The sequence below is a fragment of the Streptomyces sp. NPDC048461 genome (assembly GCF_055587105.1).
On sequence record NZ_JBVJGW010000013.1, the window covers coordinates 101,793 to 124,655 of the forward strand.

A 22,863-nucleotide genomic window follows, 5' to 3' on the forward strand; every position below is an offset into this window, starting at 1 on the left:
CGCGGACGGGCCTTGACGGTGTGTGGGTGTTGTGCGAATCTCTCGACAGGTCTGGACCAATTGTCTTCACATCGGGCGGGGGCCGGAGCTACCGGACGCCTCGGGGACCCCGATGTGTCCGGCGGTCCTGACCGCTCACGGCCGTCGGCCGGTCCTCCGGGGGGTGGACCGGACCCCACACGGTGGCCGAAACCGTCACCGATTCCGCTTGCCGCAGCCCGCCGTTGGCGACCCACGCTCCGACGCTCGGCGGCAGCCCCGCGCCCCATGCCGCGTCCGCACGTTCACCGTGCCGCTCCTCCACTCTGCTCCGACGTCCTAAGTGAGCTGCAGATGTCCGAAGTCCTCCCCCGATCCGACCGCACCACGGCCTCGCCGGCCCAGCAGGGCGTCTGGCTCACCGATCGACTGGGGCTGGCCCGCGAGGCGTTCCACATGCCGGTGCGGATCTCCTTCGACCGGATCGACACGGCGGCCCTGGCCCGCGCGGTGGCCGCGGTGACCGGGCGTCATCCGGCCCTCGCCGCACGGCTGGTGGAACGCGACGGGCAGGTCTGGCAGGAGCCCGCGGACCAGCGGCCCGAACTGGTGCAGCTCGAAGCACCTTCGGACGAGGCCGACGTGGAGAAGCGGCTGGAGGAGGAGGCGGCCCGTCCCTTCGTCCTGGCGACCGGCCCGCTCAGCCGCTTCACCCTGCTCAGGCGGGCCGACGGCAGCGCCGAGCTGCTGGTCACCGCCCACCACTCGGTCTTCGACGGCAATTCCAAGGACGTCCTGGTCCGGGACCTCGCAGCCGCGTACGGCTCGGCGCCCCAGCCCGCGACCGCCGCTCAGGCCGCTCAGGCCGCTCAGGTTGCACCGCCCGCTCAGGCCGCACCGAGCGCGGAACCGGGTGCCGCGCGGAGGGCTGCCGAGTGGTACGGGCCGCGTTGGGCCGCCGCCACCGAGCCGGTACTGCCGGGCGCACCCCGGACCAGGACCGTCGCCGGGGCCGGGGAGGCGGTCGAGTGGCGCCTCGACGGTTCCGGGGTCACCAAGTTGGCCGCCGCGGCCGCTCTCACCGGCACCACCGTCTTCGAGTTCCTGCTCGCGGCCCTGCACGGGTTGCTGCGCCGCTACGGCGGTGAAGCGGTGCCGGTGTCCGTCCCGCTCTCCACCCGTACGCCCGAACTCCGCCAGGAGGTGGGGCTGTTCGTCAACGAGCTGCCCGTCTCCGCGCCTGCGGCCGACGCGTCGCGGACCTTCGCCGCCTTCGCGGCCGCCGTCCGGACGGAGCTGCGGGCCGGATACCCGTTCCGCGGCGTGCCCTTCGGCACCGCCGTCCCCGGACTGGGCCCCCGTGTCGGCCTGACCGCCGTGTCGCTCGGCTACCGCCGGCGCGGCCCGGACCCGGAGTTCACCGGTACCGGCGCCCGGATCGCCTGGGCCGTGTACAACCGCACCGCCCGCAACACCCTCCACCTCCAGATCGTCGAAGCCCCCGACACGCCCGACGCGCCGGGCGGCGGCATCGACTTCAGCCTCCAGTACGACCCGGCCGTCATCGCCCCGGACGTCGCCCGCCGGATCGCCGGCCACTACGGCACCCTGCTGGCGGGCGCGGTCGCCACGCCCGGCACCCCGCTGGTGGACCTGCCGCTGCTGGACGCCGCCGAACTCCGTGCCGTCACCACCGCGCCCAACGCGACCGACAGGCCCTATCCGGCCGACCGGACCGTGCTCGACCTGTTCCGCGCCCAGGCCGCCGCCTCCCCCGAGGCCATCGCGGTCAGCGCGGCCGGCCGCCACCTGCGGTACCGCGAACTGCTGACCCGCGTCAATCAGTTGGCCGCGGCGCTGCGCGCCGGCGGGGTCCGGCCCGGCGATCTCGTCGCCCTCCACCTCGACCGCACCGCCGACCTGCCCGCCGCGCTGCTCGCCGTCCTCGCCACCGGTGCGGCGTACCTGCCGCTGGACCCCGGATACCCGGCCGAGCGCCTCGCCCTCGTCCTGCGCGACTCCGGAGCCGTCCTGGTGCTCGCCGACCGCGAGCCCTCGCCCGCGGTCGCCGCCGCCGCCCCCGCGGTCCTGCGGCTGCCGGCGCCGTCGGCACAGGCTCCGGCCGCCGCCGCCGTCTCCGGCGCCGCCCCCGGTCCGGAGGACGTGGCGTACGTCCTGTACACCTCCGGCTCCACGGGCCGCCCCAAGGGCGTCACGGTCGGCCACCGGGCGCTGGTCAACCTGCTCAGCTCCTTCGCCGACCGGCTCGGCTCCGGGCCCCGGCACGCCTGGCTCGGCCTGACCTCGCTCTCGTTCGACATCTCCGCGCTGGAGCTGTACCTGCCGCTGATCACCGGCGGCCGTCTGGTCCTGGCTCCGGACGGCCTCGCCGTCGACGGCCCCGGCCTGCTCGCCCTGATCGGCGCCGAGGGCGTCACGCACGTCCAGGCCACCCCGTCCGGGTGGCGCGTGATGCTCACGGCAGGGACCGGCTCCGACGCCCTCAGCTCCGTGACCGGCCTGGCCGGCGGCGAGGCGCTCCCGCTGCCGCTCGCCCGCGCACTGCGCGCGCGCACCGCCCGGCTGTTCAATGTGTACGGGCCCACCGAGACCACCATCTGGTCCACCTGCAGCGAACTCACCGCCGAACCCACCCAGGTCAGGATCGGCCGCCCGATCGCCAACACCCGAACCTACGTCGTCGACGAGCAGCTGAACCCCACCCCGCTCGGCATTCCCGGAGAGCTGCTGATCGGCGGGGACGGCGTCGCCCACGGCTACCTCGGCCGGCCCGAACTCACCGCCGAGCGCTTCGTACCGAACCCGTTCGGCCCGCCCGACACCCGGCTCTACCGCACCGGCGACCGCGCCGTCTGGACGGCCGACGGCGAACTCGACTTCCTCGGCCGGATCGACGACCAGGTCAAGATCCGCGGGCACCGGATCGAACTCGGCGAGATCGAGTCCGTCCTGCTGGACCACCCGGCCCTCGCCGAGGCCGCCGTCGCCGTCCGCACAGGGGAGGACGGAGAGCCCTTCCTGGCCGGCTACCTCGTCCCGGCCGCCGGCGCGCGCCCACCCGCTCCCGGCGACCTGCGCGACCACCTGATGCGCACGCTGCCGGCCGCGATGGTGCCGCAGCGCTGGCTCTCCGTGGAGCGCCTGCCCCTCACCCCCAACGGCAAGCTGGATCGGCGGGCCCTGCCGGTACCGCCCCGCGAGGCTCCGGCTCCGCAGGTCGCCGACACCCACACCGGCTCCGAATCAGCGTCCGGCTCCGGCTCCGGCGACGAGACGACCGCGACGATCCGCCGGATCTGGGCCGAGGTGCTGAACCTGCCCGACGTCGGCCCCGAGGACGACCTGTTCGACCTCGGCGGCCACTCGCTCACGGTGATCCAGATCGCTGCCCGGATCCGCGACGCGCTGGGCGTGGAGCTGGACTTCGACCTCTTCTTCGACGTACCGACCCCGGCCGGCATCGGCGCCGCCGTCCGCGAGCGCCACTAGGGGGTGTCGTCAAAGTCGTTTCTGCCGTGCGGCGCCCGGCACGCACGCTCGCCGCGTTGTCGGGATCGCCCGTGTACATCCGGTACACGGGCGACCCTCCGCCTCGCGAGCGCACGCACCGGACACCGCACGGCCCGCCCTCCGGGCGTACGAAACGACTCCGACGACACCCCCTAGGCCCCGCCCGGCGCGCCGGGGCGCGGGCCACTCGCCCGCGCCCGGCCCCGCCGCGTCCGCACCCCCCGTTTCCCCCGCCGAACGCCCGAACAGGAACCCGATGACGGATACCCAGGACCTGCCCGCCGGTTGGTCCGCAGCCAAGCGTGCCCTGCTCAGCCAGCGGCTGCGCGGCGCCGCCGCCCCCGCCCGGGTGGTGGACCCCCGCCCGGCGGACACCGCACCGCCGCTCTCCAGCGGCCAGGAACGGCTCTGGTTCATGGACCAGCTCGCTCCCGGCTCCACGGCCTACACGCTGGCGCCGGCCCGCCGGCTCCGCGGCCCCTTCGACCGCGCCGCGCTGGACGCCGCGCTGACCGACCTGGTGGCCCGGCACGAGAGCCTGCGGATGACCTTCCGCACCACCGAGGCCGGCACCGCCGAGGTCCAGGTCGCCGCACCCGCACCGTTCGCCGCCCGGCACCTGGACGCCAGTGCGGACCCGGATCCGCAGGCGCGCGCCGCCGCCGAACTCGGCGCGCTGATCGCCGTACCCTTCGACCTGCAGGCCGGCCCGCTCCTTCGCGCCCTGGTGGTGCGGATCGCCGAGGACGATCACGTCCTCGCCCTGGTGATGCACCACATCGTCTGCGACGGCTGGTCGATCGACCTCCTCAACCGCGAGCTCGACCTCCGCTACGCCCACCACGCACACGGCGCCCCCGGTGAACTTCCGCCGCTGGAGGTCCAGTTCGGGGACTACGCGGTCTGGCAGCGGGACCGCCTGGAGAACGGACAGCTCGCCGCCTCGCGGGAGCACTGGCGCGGCGAACTCGACGGCGTGCCGGCCCTGGAGCTGCCCACCGACCGCCCCCGCCCGCCGCTGTTCACCTTCGACGGGGCCGCGACCGAGTTCCGCTGGAGCCCCGAGCTCTCCCGCCGGATCGGCGAGACGGCGCAGGCCTACGGCGCCTCCACGTACATGGTGCTGATGGCCGCGTTCCAGGCCCTGCTGAGCCGGCACACCGGCCAGCGGGACTTCGCCGTCGGCTCCGCTGTCGCCGGCCGCCTCCACCGCGAACTCGAAGGCGTCGTCGGCGCGTTCGTGAACATGCTGCCGATCCGCGCCCGGCTCTCCGCCGACCTCGGATTCGGCCGGCTGATCAGCCGGGTCCGCGAGACGACGCTCGACGCGTACGCGCACCAGGAGGTGCCGTTCGAGCAGATGGTCAGCGATCTCGCCGTGGAGCGCGACGTCAGCCGCGCCGCCGTGTTCCAGACCACCTTCGCCTTCCAGAACTACGGCGACCCCGCAGCCACCCCCACCGCGGGCCTCGACTCCGAGGGCTTCGGCTACGAGGCGACCACCACCCACGCCGACCTCGCCCTCTACATGCGCGAGGAGCCGGACGGCGGCCTCTACGGACTGCTCACCTACCGCACCGACCTCTTCGACGCCGCCACCGTAGAGGGCCTCGCCGAGCGGTTCCGGCTGCTGACCGCGGCCGGCGTCGCCGACCCCGAGCTGCCGGTCGACCGGCTCCCGCTGCTCGGCGCGGCCGAGCGGACGGCCGTACTGAAGACCTGGGCCACCGGTCCCGCGCTGCCGGAAGGGGGTCCCGCCACGCTCACCCGGGCGCTGGCCCTGACGGCGGCCCGGACGCCCGGGGCGCCGGCGCTGGTCTTCCAGGACCGCACGCTGTCGTACGGCGAACTCGACCGGCGCGCCAACGCCATGGCCCGGCGCCTGCGGGCGCTGGGCGTGGGTGCGGACGACCGGGTGGCCGTCTGCCTGGAACAGTCCGCCGAGCTGGCGGTCGCGCTGGTCGCCGTGCTCAAGGCCGGCGGCGGCTACCTGCCGCTCGACCCCGAGCAGCCCCCGGCCCGGCTCGCCCACCTGGTCGCCGACGCCGGGGCCAAGGTCCTGATCACCGACACCGTGCTGCGACCGCGATTCGGCGACCACCCGGCGGCCGACCTGCTGACCGGCGACGGCGACGGCGACGACGACGACGCGGCCGAGGGGAACGGGACACCGCTGGAAGAGGTCTCCGGCGCGGACCACCTGGCGTACGTGATCTACACCTCGGGCTCCACCGGTACCCCCAAGGGCGTCGCGGTGCAGCACCGCCAGGTCCTCAACTACCTCGCGGGCGCCCGCGAGCGGCTGCGGATCGAGCCCGGGGCCTCCTTCGGGCTGTTGCAGTCGCTCTCCTTCGACTTCAGCATCACCATGCTCTACCTGGCGCTGACGACCGGCGGCCGGGTCCACCTGCTGCCGCGCCGGATCGCGGGCGTGGAACTGGCCGCGGAGATCGAGCGGGCCGGCATCGACTACCTGAAGATGACGCCCTCCCACCTGGCCGCGCTGACCGCCGACGCCCCGGTCGAGCAACTGCTGCCGCGCCGAGCGCTGGTCCTCGGCGGCGAGGCCAGCAGCTGGTCCTGGGCGGCGGGCATCGCCGCGCTGGGCCGGTGCGCGGTGTTCAACCACTACGGGCCGACCGAGGCCACGGTGGGGATCACCGTCCACGAGGTCACCGCCGACGGCGTGGACGCGCCGGGCAACACCCCGATCGGCAGTCCGCTGGCCGGCGGGCGCTGCTACGTCCTCGACGAGGCCCGCAACCCCGTGCCGCCGGGCGTCACCGGGGAGTTGTACGTGGGCGGGGACCGGCTGGCCCGCGGCTACCTCGGGCGGCCGGACCTCACCACCGAACGGTTCCTGCCCGACCCGTACGCCGACCCGGCCGGCGCGGAGTCGTCCCCGGCCGACGCGGAGTCGTCCCCGGCCGACACGGAGGCCTCCGCGGCCGGCCCGGCCGGCGCCGGCCCGGGGGCCCCGGGGGCCGGCGGCCCGCGGATGTACCGCACCGGCGACCTGGCGCGCTGGCGCGCCGACGGAGCCCTGGAGTACCTCGGCCGCGGCGACGACCAGATCAAGGTCCGCGGCTACCGGGTCGAGCCCGGCGAGATCGAGGCCGCCCTGACCGCCCTGCCCGGCGTCACCCAGGCGGTGGTCCTCGCCCGCGGCGAGGGCGTCCGGCAGAACCTCGTCGCCTACCTGGAACGCCCCGCCGGCGGCGAACCGCCCGCCGCCGCCGACCTGCGCGCCGCCCTGGGCGAGATCCTGCCGGACTACATGGTCCCGGCCCGCTACGTGGTGCTGGAGCGGATGCCGCTGCTCGCCCACGGCAAGGTCGACCGCAAGGCGCTGCCCGCGCCCGAGGACGGCCCGGCCGCCGGCGCCCACGTCGAGCCGGAGGACGGCACCGAGCAGGTGATCGCCGCCATGTGGGCAGACCTCCTGGACCTCCCCCGGGTCGGCGCCCTGGACGACTTCTTCGAGCTCGGCGGTCATTCCCTGCTCGCCACCCAGGTGGTCGCCCGGATGCGCCGGGCCTTCCCCGACCTGGCCACCCCGGTCGGCGTGATGGACCTCTTCAAGTACCCGACGGTCCGCCGGCTCGCCGCGCTGGTGGCCACTCCCGAGGCCGACCGCGGCCCGCGCCGGCTGCTGCACCGGCTCACGCCCGAGCGCCGCACGGTGGCCGCCAGCGTGGTCTGCGCCCCCTACGGCGGCGGCAGCGCGCTGATCTACAAGCCGCTCGCCGACGCCATGCCGGCGGACTGGGCCCTGCACTCCATCGCCGTCCCGGGCCACGAGCTGGGCGAGGAGGCGATGGACATCGACGAGGTCGCCCGGCTCTGCGCCGAGGAGATCGTCGCCCACGTCGCCGGACCGCTGGTGCTGTACGGGCACTGCGGGGTCGGAGTCCGGCTGACCGTGGAGATCGCCCGCCGGGTGGAGGCGGCCGGCCGGAAGATCGACGCCGTCCACCTCGGAGGCATCTTCCCGTTCGCCCGGCCGAAGGGCCGCGGCGCCGCGCTGGCCGAGCGCTTCGCCGAGCTGGCAGCCCGCCTGCGCAGCGACCAGGGCATGATCAACGCCCTGGCCGCGGCGGGCCTGGACGTGGACGAGGTCGACGAGGACCAGCTGCGGCTCATCGTGCACAACCGCCGGGTCGGCACCAAGGGCGCCGAGCGCTACTTCGGCGAGCTGTACGAGAGCGAGGGCGGCGCCATCACGGCGCCGGTGATCGCCGTCTGCGGCGACCGCGACCCGGCGACCGAGTTCTACGAGGAGCGGTTCCGCGAGTGGCACCGGATCACCGGGACCGCCGCCGTGGTGGTCCTGGACGAGGCCGGGCACTTCTACCTCAAGTACCGCGCCGCGGAGCTGGCCGACATCCTGACCGGGGTGCACCGTTCGATCGCCGCCGGCGAGGAGGCGCGCCACGAACGCACCGCCGACGCCACCTGGTGGCTGGCCGGCCTGTCCCGCGACGCCGCCGGCCCGGAGCCGGCCGCAGGGCCGCGGCCCGAGACCGGCCACGGGCCGGAATCCGGGCAGCCGGAGGAGCCGGAGCGGGCCGGGGCGCCGGGGAAGTCCCGGAAGGCCCGCGGGCGCGGCCCCGTCCGCCCGACGATGGGCCGTTTCCTGGCCGTCGCCACCGGCCAGCAGCTCTCGATGATCGGCTCGGCGCTCACCGAATTCGCCCTGCCGATCTGGGTCTACCTGCAGACCGGCTCGCTGTTCCAACTCGGCCTGCTCGCCGCCTTCGGCCTCGTACCCGGCATCGTGGTCGCCCCGCTGGCCGGCGCCATCGTCGACCGCGGCGACCGACGCCGGGTGATGCTGTGGGGCGACGTCGCGGCCGGCCTGACCCAGGCGGCCCTGCTGGTGCTCTACCTCAGCGGCTCGCTGGAGACCTGGCACTGCTACGTGATGATCTCCCTGCTCTCCGCCGCGCTCGCCTTCCAGCGCGTCGCCTGGGGTTCGGCGGTGCCGCAGCTGGTGCCCAAGCGCTACCTCGGCCGTGCCAACGGCGTGGTCCAGATGGCGTTCGGCCTCGCCCAGTTCCTCGTCCCGCTGATCGCGGTCGGCATCCTGCACGTGATCGGCCTCGGCGGCATCCTGGTCTTCGACGTCGTCAGCTACCTGCTCGCCACCGGCGTCACCCTGGCCGTGCGTTTCCCCGACGCGATGGCCGCCACGCGCCGCGAGAGCGTCGCCGCCGAGATCCGGGCCGGTTTCCGACGGGCGCTCGGCAGCCGCCACTTCAGGGCCATGCTGTTCTGGTTCGCGGTGCTGAACATCTTCCTCTCCCCGCTCTTCCTGCTCGTCACCCCGCTGGTGCTCTCCTTCTCCTCGACCGCGGCGGCCGGCTGGGTCTCCACCGCGGCCGGTCTCGGCGCCGTCCTCGGCGGACTCACCCTGCTGGTGTGGGGAGGCCCGCGCCGGATGCGCCTGCGCGGCGTCCTGTTCGCCACCCTCGGCCTCGCCGCCGCCTGCGTCGTCACCGGCCTGCGGCCCTCGGTGACCGTGGTCGCCGTCGGCGCGTTCGGCATGACCTACGGGCTGGCCCTGCTCAACGGCATCTACGCGACGGTCGTCCAGACCAAGGTGCCGATGCGCTTCCACGGCCGGGTGATCGCGGTGAACACCATGGTCGCCTGGTCCACCCTGCCGATCGGCTTCGCCCTGGTCGCCCCGCTCGGCCCCCAACTGCTCCAGCCCCTGATGGACGAGGGCGGCGCGCTGGCCTCCAGCGTCGGAGCGCTGATCGGCACCGGCGACGGCCGCGGCATCGGCCTGCTCTACCTGGTGTTCGGCCTCGCCATGGCCGCACTGGTCCTGATCAGCCTCTGCATTCCCGTCCTGGCCCGCTTCGACCGGGACGTCCCGGACGCCGAGTCCGACGACCTGATCGGCCTGGAGACCCTGCAGGCCCGCGCGAAAAGCGAGATGAGCACATGACCTCCCCGACCTCGATCGCCCGCCATCCGCTGACCGACGAGCAGCGCCGCCTCTGGTTCCTCCAGCAACTGAACCCCGAGGACAGCGGGTTCAACATGTACCTGAACCGGCGCTGGAGCGGTCCGATCGACCCGCGGGCCCTGAGCGCGGCCCTGACCCGGCTCACCGCGCGCCACCGGGTCCTGCGCACCCGGTTCGCCCTGGAAGGCGAGCAGCCCGTCCAGCTCGTCGAGCCCGTACGGGACGTCGAACTCGTCCTGGTCGCGATACCGGACGCCGCGGAGGAGTCCTTCACCGCGGCCTGCGCCCCCTACGTCAACGCCCCCTTCGACCTGGGCGAGCGCCCGCCGTTGCGGGCCGTCCTGGTCAGCGCCGGCGAGCACGAGCACGCCCTGGGCGTGGTGGTGCACCACATCGTCTCCGACGGCTGGTCGTTCACCGTGCTCTGGCGCGAGCTGCTCGCGCTGTACCGCGAGGAGACCGGCGAGGCCCCGGCCGAACTGCCGGAGCTGAAGCTCCAGTTCGGTGACTTCGCGCTCGCCGAACGGGCCCGGCTGGACGGCGGCGCCGCCGAGGAGGCGGTCCGGTACTGGACCGGCCGGCTGACCGGGATCAGCCCCCTGCGGATGCCGCTGGACCACCCCAGGCCCGCCGAGCCCGTCCATCCGGCCGGCTTCGCCGACCTCCCCCTCGGCCCCGACCTCGTCGCCGGACTGGACGGGCTGGCCCGCGAGCAGCGCTGCACCCCGTTCATGGTGCTGCTCGCCGCCTATCAGAGCGTGCTGTCCCGCTGGAGCGGCAGCCGGGACTTCGCGGTCGGCACCCCGCTGGCCGGCCGCAACGAGACCGCCCACGAGGACCTGCTCGGCTACTTCTCCCGCACCGGGGTCATCCGTGCGGACCTCACCGGCGAGCCCGACTTCCGCACCGTGCTGCGCCGGGTGCGCTCGGCCACGATGGCCGCGCTGAGCCATCAGGACGTCCCGGTCGAGCGGGTGGCCGCCGCGCTGGGCCTGCCCGTGCTGCCCGGCGTCGGCCCGCTCTACCAGGCGGTGTTCGTCCACCAGAGCCAGTACGACCTGGCCGGCGGGGACGAGCGGGACGCGCTGCCCGCAGGCGTCCGGACGGCGAGCATGGACTCCGGTTTCGACCGGGCCAAGACCGATCTGCTGCTCGACAGCTGGCGCACCCCGGACGGCGGGATGACGCTCTCGTTCTGCTTCGACCGGGAGCTCTTCGAGCGCGCCACGGTCGAGGCCCTGGCGCGCCGGATCCGCGACCTGCTCGCCCGGGCCGTCGCGGACGTGGAGGTCCCCCTGCACGGTGACTGGCTGCTGTCCGGCGAGGAGCACGCCGCGCTGCTCGCCCTGGGCGCCGGACCCGTCGCCGAGGACGTCCGTCCGATCCTGCGCGGCTTCGCCGACCAGGTCGCCGCCCGTCCCGACGCACCCGCCGTCGAATGCGCGGGCAGCATCCTCACCTACGCCGAACTCGACCTGGCGTCGGACGAACTGGCCCGTCGGCTGGGTCCGGTCGCCGGCCGCACGGTGGGCGTCCGGATCGAGCCGTCCGTCGAGCTGGTCACGGCCCTGCTGGCGATCTGGAAGGCCGGCGCCGGCTACCTGCCCCTCGACCCCGCGCACCCGGCCGAACGCCGGCGGCTGATGCTCGACGAATCGGACGCCGTGCTGCTGCTCACCGGAGGCGAACGTCCGGACCTGGGGGTCCCGGTGCTGGCCGTAGGCGATCCGGGCACCGGGGCCGGGCGGGCCGGAGCCGCGGGCATCGCGTCCGGGACCCCGGATCCCGCGGGGGCCCCGCTGCCCGGTACCGACCCGGGCGGCCTGGCGTACGTCCTCTACACCTCGGGTTCCACCGGCACTCCCAAGGGCGTCGCCGTCGAACACGCCGCCCTGGCCGAGCGCGTCGGGTGGATGGCCGGTCCGCAGGGCTACGGGCTCCGGCCGGGCGACCGGATCGTCCAGTTCGCCTCCCTCGGCTTCGACACCCACGCCGAGGAGATCTGGCCCGCCCTCACCGCGGGCGCCTGCGTCGTGCTGCTGCCCGGCGGCGGCCGGATGCTGCCCGACCTGCTGCGCACCGACGCCGGGCGGTCCGTCACCGTGCTCGACCTGCCGACCGCGTACTGGCAGGAACTGGTCTCGCTCGGGGACCGGACCCCGTGGCCGCCGGCGCTGCGCCTGGTGGTCCTCGGCGGTTCCGAGGCGCGGGCCGACTCCCTCGCCCGGTGGCGGGAGCGGCACGGCGACACCGTCCGGCTGGTCAACACCTACGGCCCGACCGAGGCCACCGTCATCGTCACCGCGGGCGAGCTCGCCGGCGGGACCGCGGGCCGCACCGCCGGAGGGCCCGCGGCCGGGCAGCGCCCGCCGCTCGGCCGTCCGCTGCCCGGGGTGCGGCTCTACCTCCTGGACGAGCGCGGCAGCCTGCTGCCCGCAGGCTCCGAGGGGGAGCTGTACATCGGCGGCGCCGGCCTGGCGCGGGGCTACCTGGCCCGGCCCGAGCTCACGGCGGAGGCCTTCCTCCCGGATCCGTTCGCCGACACCCCGGACGGCCGGATGTACCGCACCGGCGACCGCGCCCGGTGGCGCGCCGACGGGCAGCTGGAGTTCCTCGGCCGCGCCGACGACCAGGTGAAGATCCGCGGATACCGGATCGATCCCGCCGAGATCGAGGCTGCCCTGACCGCCCACCCCGCGGTCGGCCGGGCGGCCGTGCAGGTCCGCGACGGCCGCCGGCTGATCGCCTACGCCGTCCTGCGGCCGGCCGCGGAAGCGCAGTCCGCCGCCGCCCCGCCGCAGGCGGGCGAGCTGCGCGAGCACCTCGCCCGCCTGCTGCCGGCGTTCATGGTGCCGGACGCCGTGGTGCTGCTCGACACCCTCCCCCTCACCGTGAACGGCAAGCTCGACACCGCGGCTCTGCCGGACCCGGACCCGGCGGGCGCCGCCACCGGGTACCTGGCGCCCCGTACCGATGCCGAGGCGCTGGTGGTCGACCTCTGGCAGGAGGTCCTCGGCGTACCGAGGGTCGGCGTCCTGGACGACTTCCTCGCCCTCGGCGGGGACTCGCTCCTGGTCACCCGGGTCGCCGCCCGCATCCGGGCCGGTGTCGGCCTCGACGTGTCGATCCGCGACGTCTTCGAGAGCCCCACGCCCGCAGCCCTGGCGGCGCGGATCGAGGCACTGCTGATCGCCGAGATCGATGCCCTCAGCGAGGAGCAGGCGGCCGACCGGCTGGACTGACCCCGCGTCCGGCTCGGGGCGGTCCCGCCGCCGCCGAGGAGTCCGAGCCGCCGTGCCCGGACTCCTCGGCGGAGCGGGGCGCCCCGTCCCGGCCTCCACCTCCGACGTCCGACCGCCCACCTCATCTCACGGAGAACGCCATCGCCACCACCGTGCCGCCCGCCGCGACGACCGTCCCGGAGCTCCTCGACGCGCGGGCCACCGAACACCCCGACCACCTGGCGCTGCAGGTCGTCGGCGGCGGGGAACTCACGTACCGCCGTTGGCGCGAGGAGGCGCTGCGCGCCGCCGTCGGGCTGGCCGCCGCCGGGGTCGGACCGGGCGACCGGGTGGTGCTGCGGTTCACAGGCGCGCGCTGGGAGCGGTACGCCGTCGGCTTCCTCGCCGTCCAGTACGCGGGCGGGGTGCCCGTCCCGGTCCGCGAGGACCTGTCCGAGAACGATGCCGCCGCCCTGGCCGCGCTGGCCGAGGCCGGAGCGGTCCTGCGGGAGGGCGAACCTCCCGCCGTCCCGGGACTGACCGACCTGCGCCTGGACGTCCTGCTCGCGGCGCACCCCGAGGTGCCGGCCGGCCCGCCCCACCGCGTCGGCCCGGCCGACCCGGCCCAGGTGATCGGCACCTCCGGCACCACCGGCGCGCCCAAGGGCGTGCTCGCCGCGCACGGAAACCTGACCGCCGGCCTGACCGCCCACCCGCGCCGCCGCGCCTACGCGCACTCGCGGCACGCCCTGCACGCCTTCCCGATCGGGACCAATGCGGGCCAGGTGATGCTGCTGGGCGCACTGACCGCCTCGCCCACCACGCTCAGCCTGCCGCGCTTCGACGCGGACGCGTTCGGCAGCGCGGTCGAGAAGTTCGGGGTCGGCACGGCGTTCCTGGTGCCCTCGATGGCCATCGAGCTGGTCAACGCGGGCACCGCCGGGCGGTACGACCTGAGCAGTCTGCGCCTGGTGAACTCCTCCGCGGCCGCCCTGCCCGTGCCGGTGGCCGCCGCGCTGGCCGCGGCGCTGCCGGGCGCGACGCTGGTCAACACGTACACCTCCGCGGAGGCTTCGCCCGCGCAGATCTCCACCGTGGTCGACACCCGCCGTCCCGGTTCGCTGGGCCGCCCTGCCGACCCCCGTGACATCCGGATCCTCGACGCGGACGGGCTGCCGCTGTCCGCCGGGCAGGTCGGCGAGGTCTGGCTGCGCCAGCCGGGACCGCCGCGCGGCTACCTGGGGGACGCCGGGCAGAGCGACCGGGTGTTCCGGGACGGCTGGGTGCGGATGGGCGATGTCGGACGCCTCGACCCGGACGGCTACCTGTACCTGGTCGACCGGGAGAGCGACGTCATCAAGAGCGGTGCGCTGAAGGTCTCCACCCTGCGGATCGAGGAGGTGCTGCACGCACACCCCGCGGTCGCCGACGCCGCCGCGCTCGGCCTGCCGCACCCGGTGATGGGCGCCGTCCCCGTGGCGGTGGTGGTGGCCGGGCCCGGCGGTCTGGATCCGGACGAGCTCCGGCTGTTCCTGAGCGCCCGGTTGAGCCGGCCCGAACTGCCGGTCCGGATCGTGCTCGCCGACGACCTGCCCCGGAACCCGAGCGGCAAGGTGGTCAAGCACCGGCTGCGCCCGCTGTTCGACGTGCCGGCGGAGCCCGCGGGACCCGTGGTCGCCCCCGCCACCCCGACGGAACTGCGGCTGTCCGCGCTCTGGAGGCGCCTGCTGGGCCGGCCGGTCACCGATGTGGCCGCCGAGTTCTTCGCGCTGGGCGGCGACTCGTTCCGGGCGGTCCAGCTCGCCACCGGCATCAGCGACGAGTTCGGGGTCCGGGCGCGCACCGCCCTGATCTTCGAGCGGCCCTCGCTGCGCTCCCAGGCGGCCTGGGTGGACCACCCCGACCGGGGGCGGACCGCTGCCGACGCGGCGGATGCCGGGACGCGGACCGTGACGCCGTACCTGGCCGCGCTCCGTGCGCAACCGCACGCCGTGGCACTCACCTCGCAGCAGGAGAACTTCTTCCGCTGGATGGCCGAGGCCCCCGGGCGGGACGCCGGCGCGGTGACGGCGCTGTTCAAGGTGGCCGACCGGCTGGAACCGGAGACCCTGGGCCTGGCGCTCACCGAGGCGGTCCGGCGCCACCCGGCGCTGCGGACCCGGTTCGAGGCGGTGGGCGAGGGGGTCGTGCGGGCCGTACTGGACGAGGAGCCGCGGGTGCGGATCACGCTCACCCGGGCCCCGGGCGCCACGGACGCGGAGGTGGACGCCCTGCTGCTGGCCGAACGCGACCGCCTCACCGACCTGGCCCGCGACCCGATGGCCCGCCTCCTGGTGGTCAGCCGGTCGGAGACCGACCACGTGGTGCTGGTGGCGATGCACCACATGGTCTCCGACGGCTGGTCGGTCGGCGTGCTGCTGGCCGACCTCGGGGTGTTCTACTCCGCGCTGCGGCGGGGCCGCTCGGCCCCGCCGGCCCGCTCGGGCCCGGGCTACCCGGAGCTGGTCGGCTGGGCGAACGCGCACTGGCCGGCGTCCCGGGCCCACTTCGGTTCCGCGCTGGCCGGGGCGCCGGAGGCCGTGGAGCGGTTCGCCGGCCGCCGGGCGGTGGACGAGGTGCTGACCAAGGCGCACGAGTTCGAGGTGCCGGCTCCGCTGGCCGACGCGCTGCGGGCGCGGGCGGCCGAGCTGGGCGCCACGCCGTTCCTGGCCGTCACGGCGGCCTGGACCGGACTGCTGGCCGGCCGCAGCGGCCGGCCCGACCTGGTGGTGATGACCCCGGTGCCCGGCCGCCCGCGCCCGGACGCCGAGCGAACGGTGGGCTGCTTCGTCCAGTCGTTGCTGCTGCGGGTGGACGCGAGCGGGGGGCCCGGTTTCGCCGAGCTGGTGGACCGGCTGCGGACCGTCTACAGCGAGGCGCTGGACCACCAGCTGTACCCGTTCGCCGAGTTCAGCCCGTCCGTGCCGTTCGCGGCCTGGCTCCGCTACGAGGCCTGGGCCGCGCCCGCGCAGCTCCCCGGTCTGGCCTGCGAGCCCTGGGAGCTGCCGCGCGGCAGCACCGTGCCGTGGCCGCTGCCGGGCGGCGACCGGGGCGTGCCCGAGCTGACCGTGGTCGAACAGCCGGACGGCGGACTGCGGTGCTGGCTGCAGTACAACGCGCTGGCCTTCGACCTCCCCGTGATCACCGAACTGGCCGAGGAGTTCACCGCCGCGCTGACCGCCGCCTGCGGGTGACCGGCTGAGCGGGTGCTCGGCCGGGCGGGTCCTCGGCCGGGCGCCGATCGGGACCGGCCGGGCCCGCCCGGTACGGCAGCGGGGCCCGGACCGCGCGTCGCGGTCCGGGCCCTGCCCCGTACGGCCGCCGCCCTGTGGCGGCGGGTGCGTCAGCCCTGCGCGGTGTCGTCGCCCGCCTGGCCGGCGTCCTCGGACGCCTCCGCCTTCTCGCGCATCTTGCGCAGCAGCTCCGCCTTCTGGTCGGCGGCACCCTGGCGGTCGAGGTTGCGGTGCGGACCGTTGTTCTGGCGTTCGGCGCGGGACTGCCGCTTGCGCTGCCCGCCGCCCTGGCCCACGGGGTTGTTGATGTTCTTGCTGACGGTCACGGGTTCTCCCGGTCGTGATGTGAAGTGATCTGCGGATTCATCGGTGAGGGACGGGCGGCGACGTCGGGGGACGTCAGCAGGGGCCCATCACGCTCTCACTCGTAAATCGGCGCCTGGAAGAACATGACAAAGACGTTACCCGGTCCCGGCGGCCCCGCACACCAACCCTGTGCCCGCCCCGGCCTTCCGGCGGGACCGGGCACCGTGGAGCGGCCGGGGGCGCGAGGGGCGCGAAGAAGCGCATTCAGGTAGAAGATCCATTCGAGTGCGCCCCCGCGGGTGAAGCGCCCCGGTCCAAGATCTTCTGGTTGCTAGCGTCCTGGCCATGACGCACCCCCTGCCGTCCGGCCCCGAGCCGGACCACCTCGTGCTGCCCGGACCCCGCCGGATCAGCGAATCGTTTCGTCCGGTCCTGCTGGACCCGTCCCAGCCCGCCGACGCGGCGGCCCTGGCCGGACTGCGGGACTCGAACCGGTTGCGCGAGGTCCACGACCGGATCGAGGACCAGGTCGAGGAACTCCTGGGTTGCACGATGCCCCACGACCCCTTCGGCGGCCGCTCGCGGGCCCGCGCGGTCGCCGACACCCTGGGGTCGCGCCCCAGTGACTACGGCCGGTGGGCCTGGTACCCCTGGTCCGGGCGCCTGGTCCACGTCCTGCGGGAGTCCGACTTCCGGCTGGTCCGCACCGATCGCAACCGCGACAAGATCACCCGTGGGCAACAGCAGGGCCTGCTGAAGCGGCGGATCGGCGTCATCGGCCTGTCGGTCGGCAGCAGCGCCGCGCTGACCTGCGCCATGGAGGGCGTCGGCGGGGCCTTCCGGCTGGCGGACTTCGACCGGCTCGGCCTGTCGAACCTCAACCGGCTCCGGGCCGGGGTCCACGAACTCGGCCTGGAGAAGAGCGTGCTGTGCGCGCGCCGCATGTACGAGCTGGACCCCTACCTGGACATCGAGATCTTCCGCGGCGGCGTCACCGAGGAGAACATCGGGGACTTCTTCGGCGACGGCGAGGAGGGCCGGGGGCTGGACCTGCTCGTCGAGGAGTGCGACACGCCCTGGGTGAAGGTCGCCGCCCGCGAGCAGGCGCGCAGCCGGCGGGTCCCCGTCCTCATGGACACCAACGACCGGGGCGTGCTGGACATCGAGCGGTTCGACCTCGAACCGGACCGTCCGCTCTTCCACGGCCGGATCGGGGCCACGACCGCCGCCGACGTACGGGACTTCGACCGGGACGAAGCCCTGCGCTTCCTTCTCGACGTCGTCGACGAGAGCACGCTGAGCCCCGCGATGCGCGACGCCCTCACCCGCGTCGGCGACACCCTGTCCAGCTGGCCGCAGCTCGCCGGCGGGGTCATGCTCGGCGCCGCCCTCGTCACCGACACCGCCCGCCGCATCCTGCTCGGGGAGCCGCTCCCCTCGGGCCGCCACTCCATCGACCTCGAAGCCCTCGTCCCCGCACCGGTGGACGCGTGCGTCCCGCAGGGAGCCGGCCGGTGAACCGGGTCCCCGAACTCCACGGCGAGCACCTGTGGCTGCGGGAGCTCCACGCGAGCGACCACGACCCGTTCGCCCGGATCCTCACCCACCGCGTCCTCACCCGCTACCTGGGCATCGAGCGGATGGACGCCGGCCAGGCCCACGACAGCTTCACCCGGAGCCTCGCCCAGCCCCACGCCCACCCGCGCCGCAGGTACACCCTCGCGGTGTGCGCCCCCGACGACGACACCCTCGTCGGCACCATGGGACTGCTCGTCGAGGACTACGGCAGCAACGCCATGCTCACCAGCCTCGTCCTGCTGCCCGGCGCCCCCGTCCGCGGCCACGGGCACGAAGCCGGCCGCCTGTTGATGGCCTACGGCTTCGGACACCTGGGCCTGCACCGCATCTGGGCCGGCCACCGCAGCGACCACCACCACATGCCGAAGGTGATGCACGCCGCGGGCCTGCGCCCCGAAGCCACGCTCCGACAGCTCTTCCACACCCAGGGCTGCTGGCACGACGTCACCACCTACGCCGCCGTCGCCCCCGAGTGGAAGCGCCAGGCCGGCACCGCAGAACTGGCCATCCTCGACGGCGCACCCCGCCTCGACCGCGTCTGAACGCCCGGGACGATCCGGGCCGCGGAGGCGTCCCCGCGGCCCGGATCCGCAAGGACGTGACGATCAGGGCCAGTTCAGCGGACCCCTAAACGGATTCCTCATCCGCTTTCATGCTACCGTCCTCATCAAGCGGATGAAGTATCCGCATGACTGCCTGGAGGGGCGAATGACGAAGACAGCCGTGGTCACGGCGGGGACGGCCGGCATCGGACTGGAGACCGCCCTGGGGCTGGCCGCCGCCGGATTCTCGGTCACCGTGGTCGGGCGGGACCCCGACCGGGGAGCCCGGGCGGTCGCCCGCATCTCCGCGACGAACCCCGCACACCCCGCACGATTCCTGGCCGCCGACCTGGGATCGCTCGCCCAGGTGCGCACGCTCGCCGAGCGAATAGCTGCCGAACACGCCTCTCCCGACGTCCGGTTGAGCGTCCTGGTCAACAACGTCGGGGCGATGTTCCCCCAAAGACGGACCCTGGACGGCATCGAGGCGTCGTTCGTCGTCAACCACCTCTCTCCGTACCTGCTGACAGAACTGCTGCTGCCCACACTGACGGCCGGGGGGGCCAGCAGGATCGTGAACGTGACCTCGGGCGCGGTCGGGCTCGCGAAGCAGGGCTTCGACGCCGTCGAGCCGCGTGGCGGCTACTACGGCTTCCACTGGTACGGCCGCGCGAAGCTCGCCCACCTCGCCTACACGCTGGACCTGGCCGCCCGGCTGGACGGCACGCCCGTTTCCGTCTTCGCCGCCGATCCCGGGGGCGCCGCGACCGACATGACCGACGGCACCCTGACCGACCCCAGGATCGTCTCACCGGCCCTGCGGCTGCTGTGGCCTCTGGTGCGGCGCAGGTTCGCGCGCTCCACTTCCGGTCCGGCGTCCGCGGCCGCCCGGTCCTCGATCGTCGCCGCCACCGACGAAGCCCTGGCCGGCCGGACCGGCATCCTCATCGGCGCCCAGGCCCTGCCGGTGGCGCCCCTGCGCGCAGCGACCGACGCCCGCGTCGCCTCCGCCGTGCGGCGGCTCAGCCGGCGGCACGCACCGCTCGCGACCACCTGACCGGCACGCCTCCGCCGCGCCGCCCGCGTACGGGGACGGACGTAGCCGGATGGGTCATCCGGTTAGCATGTCCCCATGACGACGCCTCTGCGCAAGGACGCGGCACGCAACTGGGACCGGATCGTCGGCGTCGCCCGCGCCCTGGTCGACCAGGGCACACCGCTCCAGCTGAACGACGTCGCCGGCCGCGCCGGACTCGGAGTCGGCACGGTCTACCGGCACTTCCCCACTCCCGAGGCACTCCTGGAGACCGTCGCCGCTCCCTGCCTGGAAGCCCTGGCCGCCCACGGCCGGCAGGCGCTCACCGACACCGATCCCTGGTGCGCGTTCGAGGGCTTCCTGCTCCGCACCGTCGAAGCCCAGGTCACCGACGCGTCGCTGGCCCCGGTGGCCGCGGCCCCCGCCGACACCCTGCCCCGCACCACGGAACTCAAGGGGGAGCTGCTGTCCGTCGGCGCCGCCCTCCTCGACCGGGCTCGCGGCGCGGGAGCGGTCAGGGGCGACCTCGGCGCCGGAGACCTCGTCCCCCTCATGTGCGGCATCGCCCACGCCGTGGACGTCCACGGCGGTGCGCCCGACGACCGGATCGCCACGGCGCACCGGTACCTCGCGGGCCTGCTCCACGGGCTGCGCGCCACACCCCACTCCGCGTGAGACACAGGGGCCCCCGCGCCCCACATCCGCGGCGGGCCGCAGGCCGGGGCCGCGACCGGGTTCGCCCGAGCCGCTGACGGGGGCGGCCGGTTACGCGGTGCCGAGGGCCGTGCGCAGGGTGGCCACGGCCTGGTTGATGGCGGCTTCGGCGGCGTGGGTGCCGCGCAGGGCGTTGAGCATGACGAAGTCGTGGATGACGCCCTGGTAGCGGACGGCGGTGACGGGGACACCGGCCTGGCGGAGCTTGTTCGCGTAGGCCTCGCCCTCGTCCCGGAGCACGTCGGCCTCGGCCGTGACGACCAGGGCCGGGGGCAGGTCCCGCAACTGCTCGGTGGTGGCGCGCAGCGGTGAGGCGGTGATCTCGGCCCGCCGGCTCTCGTCGGTCGTGTACTGGTCCCAGAACCACTGCATGGCGTCGCGGCGGAGGAAGTACCCCTCCGCGAACCGCCGGTAGGAGGGGGTGTCGAACGCCGCGTCGGTAACCGGGTAGAACAGCACTTGCTGGACCAGCGGTACGTCGCCGTGCTCCTTGGCCATCAGGGTCAGCGCGGCCGCCATGTTGCCCCCGACGGAGTCGCCGGCCACCGCGATGCGGGTGGCGTCCAGGCCGTGCTGCGCACCCTCGCGGACGATCCACTGGGCGACGGCGTAGTTCTGCTCGATGGCGACCGGGTAGCGCGCCTCGGGAGACAGCTCGTACTCGGGGAACACGACGGCGGCCCGGGCGCCGACGGCCAGTTCGCGCACCAGCCGGTCGTGCGTGTGGGCGTTGCCGAAGACCCAGCCGGCACCGTGGATGTAGACGATCACCGGCAGCACGCCCTCGGCGTCGACGGGCCGGACGACACGGGCCCGGACCGAACCGGTGGGGCCGCCCTGGACCGTCACCCATGCCGCGGCGACCTCCGGCTTGCCGATCTCACCGGACTGCACCTCGTCGACAGCCTTGCGCCCCTCGGCCGGCCCGAGGTCGAAGAGGTACGGCGGGTGCGCGGTGGCCTCGGCGAAGGCGGCTGCGGCGGGCTCCAGCACCGGGCGGGTGGCGGTCTCGGACATGGAGGGCTCCTCGTGGTTCGCGTCGGCCGGCGGTCCGGCGGGACGAGAGGAACAGTATCGCTCGATTAAGTCGTGCACAACTTAATGCGACACAACACGATCGCGGCCGCCCAGAAGGGTAAGGTGAAATCCCACCACCAGACGTGAGGACCGGTCATGGACCAAGCCGCGCACGAGGCCGCGCACCGGGCCGCGGAAGAAGCCCCGCTCCAGCTCCAGGACCAGCTGTGCTTCGCCCTCTACGCCGCTTCGCGCTCGGTCACCACGCGCTACCGGCCGCTCCTGGAGGAACTGGGGCTCACCTACCCGCAGTACCTGGTCATGCTGGTGCTGTGGGGCCACGACTCGGCCACCGTCCGCGAGCTGGGGACCGCGCTCCAGCTGGAGTCCAGCACCCTCTCCCCCCTGCTCAAGCGCCTGGAGGCCGCCGGCCTGATCAGCCGTGAGCGACGCTCCGACGACGAACGCTCCGTCTCGGTACGCCTCACCCCGGCCGGCGCCGACCTCCAGGGGGCGGCCCGCACCGTCCCCCTGGCGATCGGTGAGGCCATGGGCCTCACCCCCGAACAGGACGCCACCGCCAAGCACCTGCTCCGCCTGCTCACCACGAACGTCACCCACACCTGACGACAGGGGGCGCACCGGCCGGCGCGCAGACCGGTCCGCGCGACAGCGGACCGGTCGGCTCCCGCGCCGAGGACCGTCCGTTCGCCGATGGAACCGTCCGCGCCGCCGCTACGACGCAGCCGCCGGTGCCGATGCCGAGACGCCGGCGCCGGCGCCGGCGGATTGTCCGGGCACTCGGTCAACACGCGGAGCGGGAGACGAAGGGGCAGCCAGGGACGACGTCGGGCACCCCTTCTCCTCATGGCTTCCCACATGGCTCATCCAGAGGACCACGTCACAGATCCGCAGCGCCGAGACCGTCCCCGGCACACCGACGTCATCCCGCAGCGAGAGCAACTGCTCGTGCAGAGCGTGGCCATCGGCAGCCAGCGCTTCTCGCAGCGACAACCAGAAGGACTCCGGTCGCCCGACCGCACAGCGCACCACGCGGTCGTAGACCGGGAGAAGGCGCGGACGCTTGCGGGCCAGAAGCTTGTTGGTCGTGACCCACCCCAGTCCCTTCTGACCACTCAGGAGGTGCCAGGCCTGGTCGGCCGGAGAACCGGGTTGCAGCAAAGCAGGTTCCGCGTCCGCCATGTCCGTATCCGCAGGTATCTGACGAAGAAGGAAGGAAAGCTCCCCGGCAAGGCGGCCCTCCAGCAAGGCGAGCGATGCAGGGGACGGCACCTGAACGGACAACGTCTGGACGGCTATCAGGTCCGCCGCGGTGACCACGTCGGCGATGCCTGCGCGGTCACCGCCGCCGTCCAGCCGCTCGAACCGGGAACCGGTGAAAGCAGGTGTGACGCCATCGAGTTCGTCGAGGGCGAAGTAGCGTTCCAGGTAGGCCGCCGCTTCCGCAGTGGACAGGAGCGCTCGCAACCGTTCGGTGAAGCCAACAGAAGCCATGCCGGCTCTCCTTGCACAGATGAGGGTGAAGTGACGGCAGAGCGTACCGGCGGCCCGACCAACCCACGACCTTCGGCCACCAGACGGAGCAGGAACTTCTGCGAACCCAGGTCGAGGCTGCGGAGGCGGCTCTGGACCAGTCACAGCAGGGGTTCGGTCGCGGACCCCATCGGGC

The 22,863-nt window shown here is 74.4% G+C and carries 12 protein-coding genes; 9 read left to right on the top strand and 3 right to left on the bottom strand.

All coding sequences use genetic code 11. The features are described from left to right. The first annotated feature begins 333 nt into the window (after nucleotides 1-333). The 4 genes from ACZ6S8_RS23000 (at nucleotide 334) to ACZ6S8_RS23015 (ending at nucleotide 15,941) form a co-directional block, all read left to right on the top strand. The gene (locus ACZ6S8_RS23000; protein WP_469458530.1) at nucleotides 334-3,489 is read left to right on the top strand and encodes a non-ribosomal peptide synthetase; all 3,156 of its coding nucleotides are present in this window, start codon (nucleotides 334-336) and stop codon (nucleotides 3,487-3,489) included. Between the two features lie 277 nt (nucleotides 3,490-3,766). After that, nucleotides 3,767-9,466: an amino acid adenylation domain-containing protein gene (locus ACZ6S8_RS23005; protein ID WP_469458532.1), complete on the top strand. Its 5,700-nt coding sequence runs from the start codon at nucleotides 3,767-3,769 to the stop codon at nucleotides 9,464-9,466. Next, entirely contained in the window at nucleotides 9,463-12,729 is a 3,267-nt protein-coding gene (locus ACZ6S8_RS23010; protein ID WP_469458534.1) for an amino acid adenylation domain-containing protein, read from the top strand. The genes ACZ6S8_RS23005 and ACZ6S8_RS23010 overlap by 4 nt, the downstream gene beginning before the upstream one ends. A gap of 152 nt (nucleotides 12,730-12,881) precedes the next feature. Continuing rightward, entirely contained in the window at nucleotides 12,882-15,941 is a 3,060-nt protein-coding gene (locus ACZ6S8_RS23015; protein WP_469458536.1) for a class I adenylate-forming enzyme family protein, read from the top strand. 149 nt (nucleotides 15,942-16,090) lie between these two features. On the opposite strand, the gene ACZ6S8_RS23020 is transcribed toward ACZ6S8_RS23015, so the two are convergent. Next, nucleotides 16,091-16,306, bottom strand: a complete 216-nt coding sequence (locus ACZ6S8_RS23020; protein WP_469458538.1) for a DUF6243 family protein — start codon at nucleotides 16,304-16,306, stop codon at nucleotides 16,091-16,093. Between the two features lie 325 nt (nucleotides 16,307-16,631). Here ACZ6S8_RS23020 and ACZ6S8_RS23025 point away from each other — a divergent pair, with 325 nt between their 5' ends. The 4 genes from ACZ6S8_RS23025 (at nucleotide 16,632) to ACZ6S8_RS23040 (ending at nucleotide 20,117) form a co-directional block, all read left to right on the top strand. Further along, complete coding sequence (locus ACZ6S8_RS23025; protein WP_469458540.1) at nucleotides 16,632-17,804, top strand: ThiF family adenylyltransferase; 1,173 nt, start codon at nucleotides 16,632-16,634, stop codon at nucleotides 17,802-17,804. Continuing rightward, nucleotides 17,801-18,406 (top strand): GNAT family N-acetyltransferase, encoded by a 606-nt coding sequence (locus ACZ6S8_RS23030; protein WP_469458542.1) that lies wholly within the window; start codon nucleotides 17,801-17,803, stop codon nucleotides 18,404-18,406. The genes ACZ6S8_RS23025 and ACZ6S8_RS23030 overlap by 4 nt, the downstream gene beginning before the upstream one ends. 166 nt (nucleotides 18,407-18,572) lie before the next feature. After that, nucleotides 18,573-19,463, top strand: coding sequence for an SDR family NAD(P)-dependent oxidoreductase (locus ACZ6S8_RS23035; protein ID WP_469458544.1), 891 nt, complete (start codon nucleotides 18,573-18,575; stop codon nucleotides 19,461-19,463). Nucleotides 19,464-19,538: 75 nt separating this feature from the next. After that, entirely contained in the window at nucleotides 19,539-20,117 is a 579-nt protein-coding gene (locus tag ACZ6S8_RS23040; protein WP_469458546.1) for a TetR/AcrR family transcriptional regulator, read from the top strand. Nucleotides 20,118-20,207: 90 nt separating this feature from the next. On the opposite strand, the gene ACZ6S8_RS23045 is transcribed toward ACZ6S8_RS23040, so the two are convergent. After that, nucleotides 20,208-21,173 carry an alpha/beta hydrolase gene (locus ACZ6S8_RS23045; RefSeq protein WP_469458548.1) on the bottom strand — a complete coding sequence of 322 codons (966 nt, stop codon included), beginning with the start codon at nucleotides 21,171-21,173 and terminating at the stop codon, nucleotides 20,208-20,210. 156 nt (nucleotides 21,174-21,329) lie between these two features. Between ACZ6S8_RS23045 and ACZ6S8_RS23050 the strand changes: the two genes are divergently transcribed. Beyond that, nucleotides 21,330-21,800, top strand: coding sequence for a MarR family winged helix-turn-helix transcriptional regulator (locus ACZ6S8_RS23050; protein ID WP_469458550.1), 471 nt, complete (start codon nucleotides 21,330-21,332; stop codon nucleotides 21,798-21,800). 108 nt (nucleotides 21,801-21,908) lie between these two features. Here the strand turns inward: ACZ6S8_RS23050 and ACZ6S8_RS23055 are convergent, their stop codons facing one another. Further along, entirely contained in the window at nucleotides 21,909-22,688 is a 780-nt protein-coding gene (locus tag ACZ6S8_RS23055) for a DUF6308 family protein (RefSeq protein ID WP_469458551.1), read from the bottom strand. Nucleotides 22,689-22,863 lie beyond the last annotated feature (175 nt).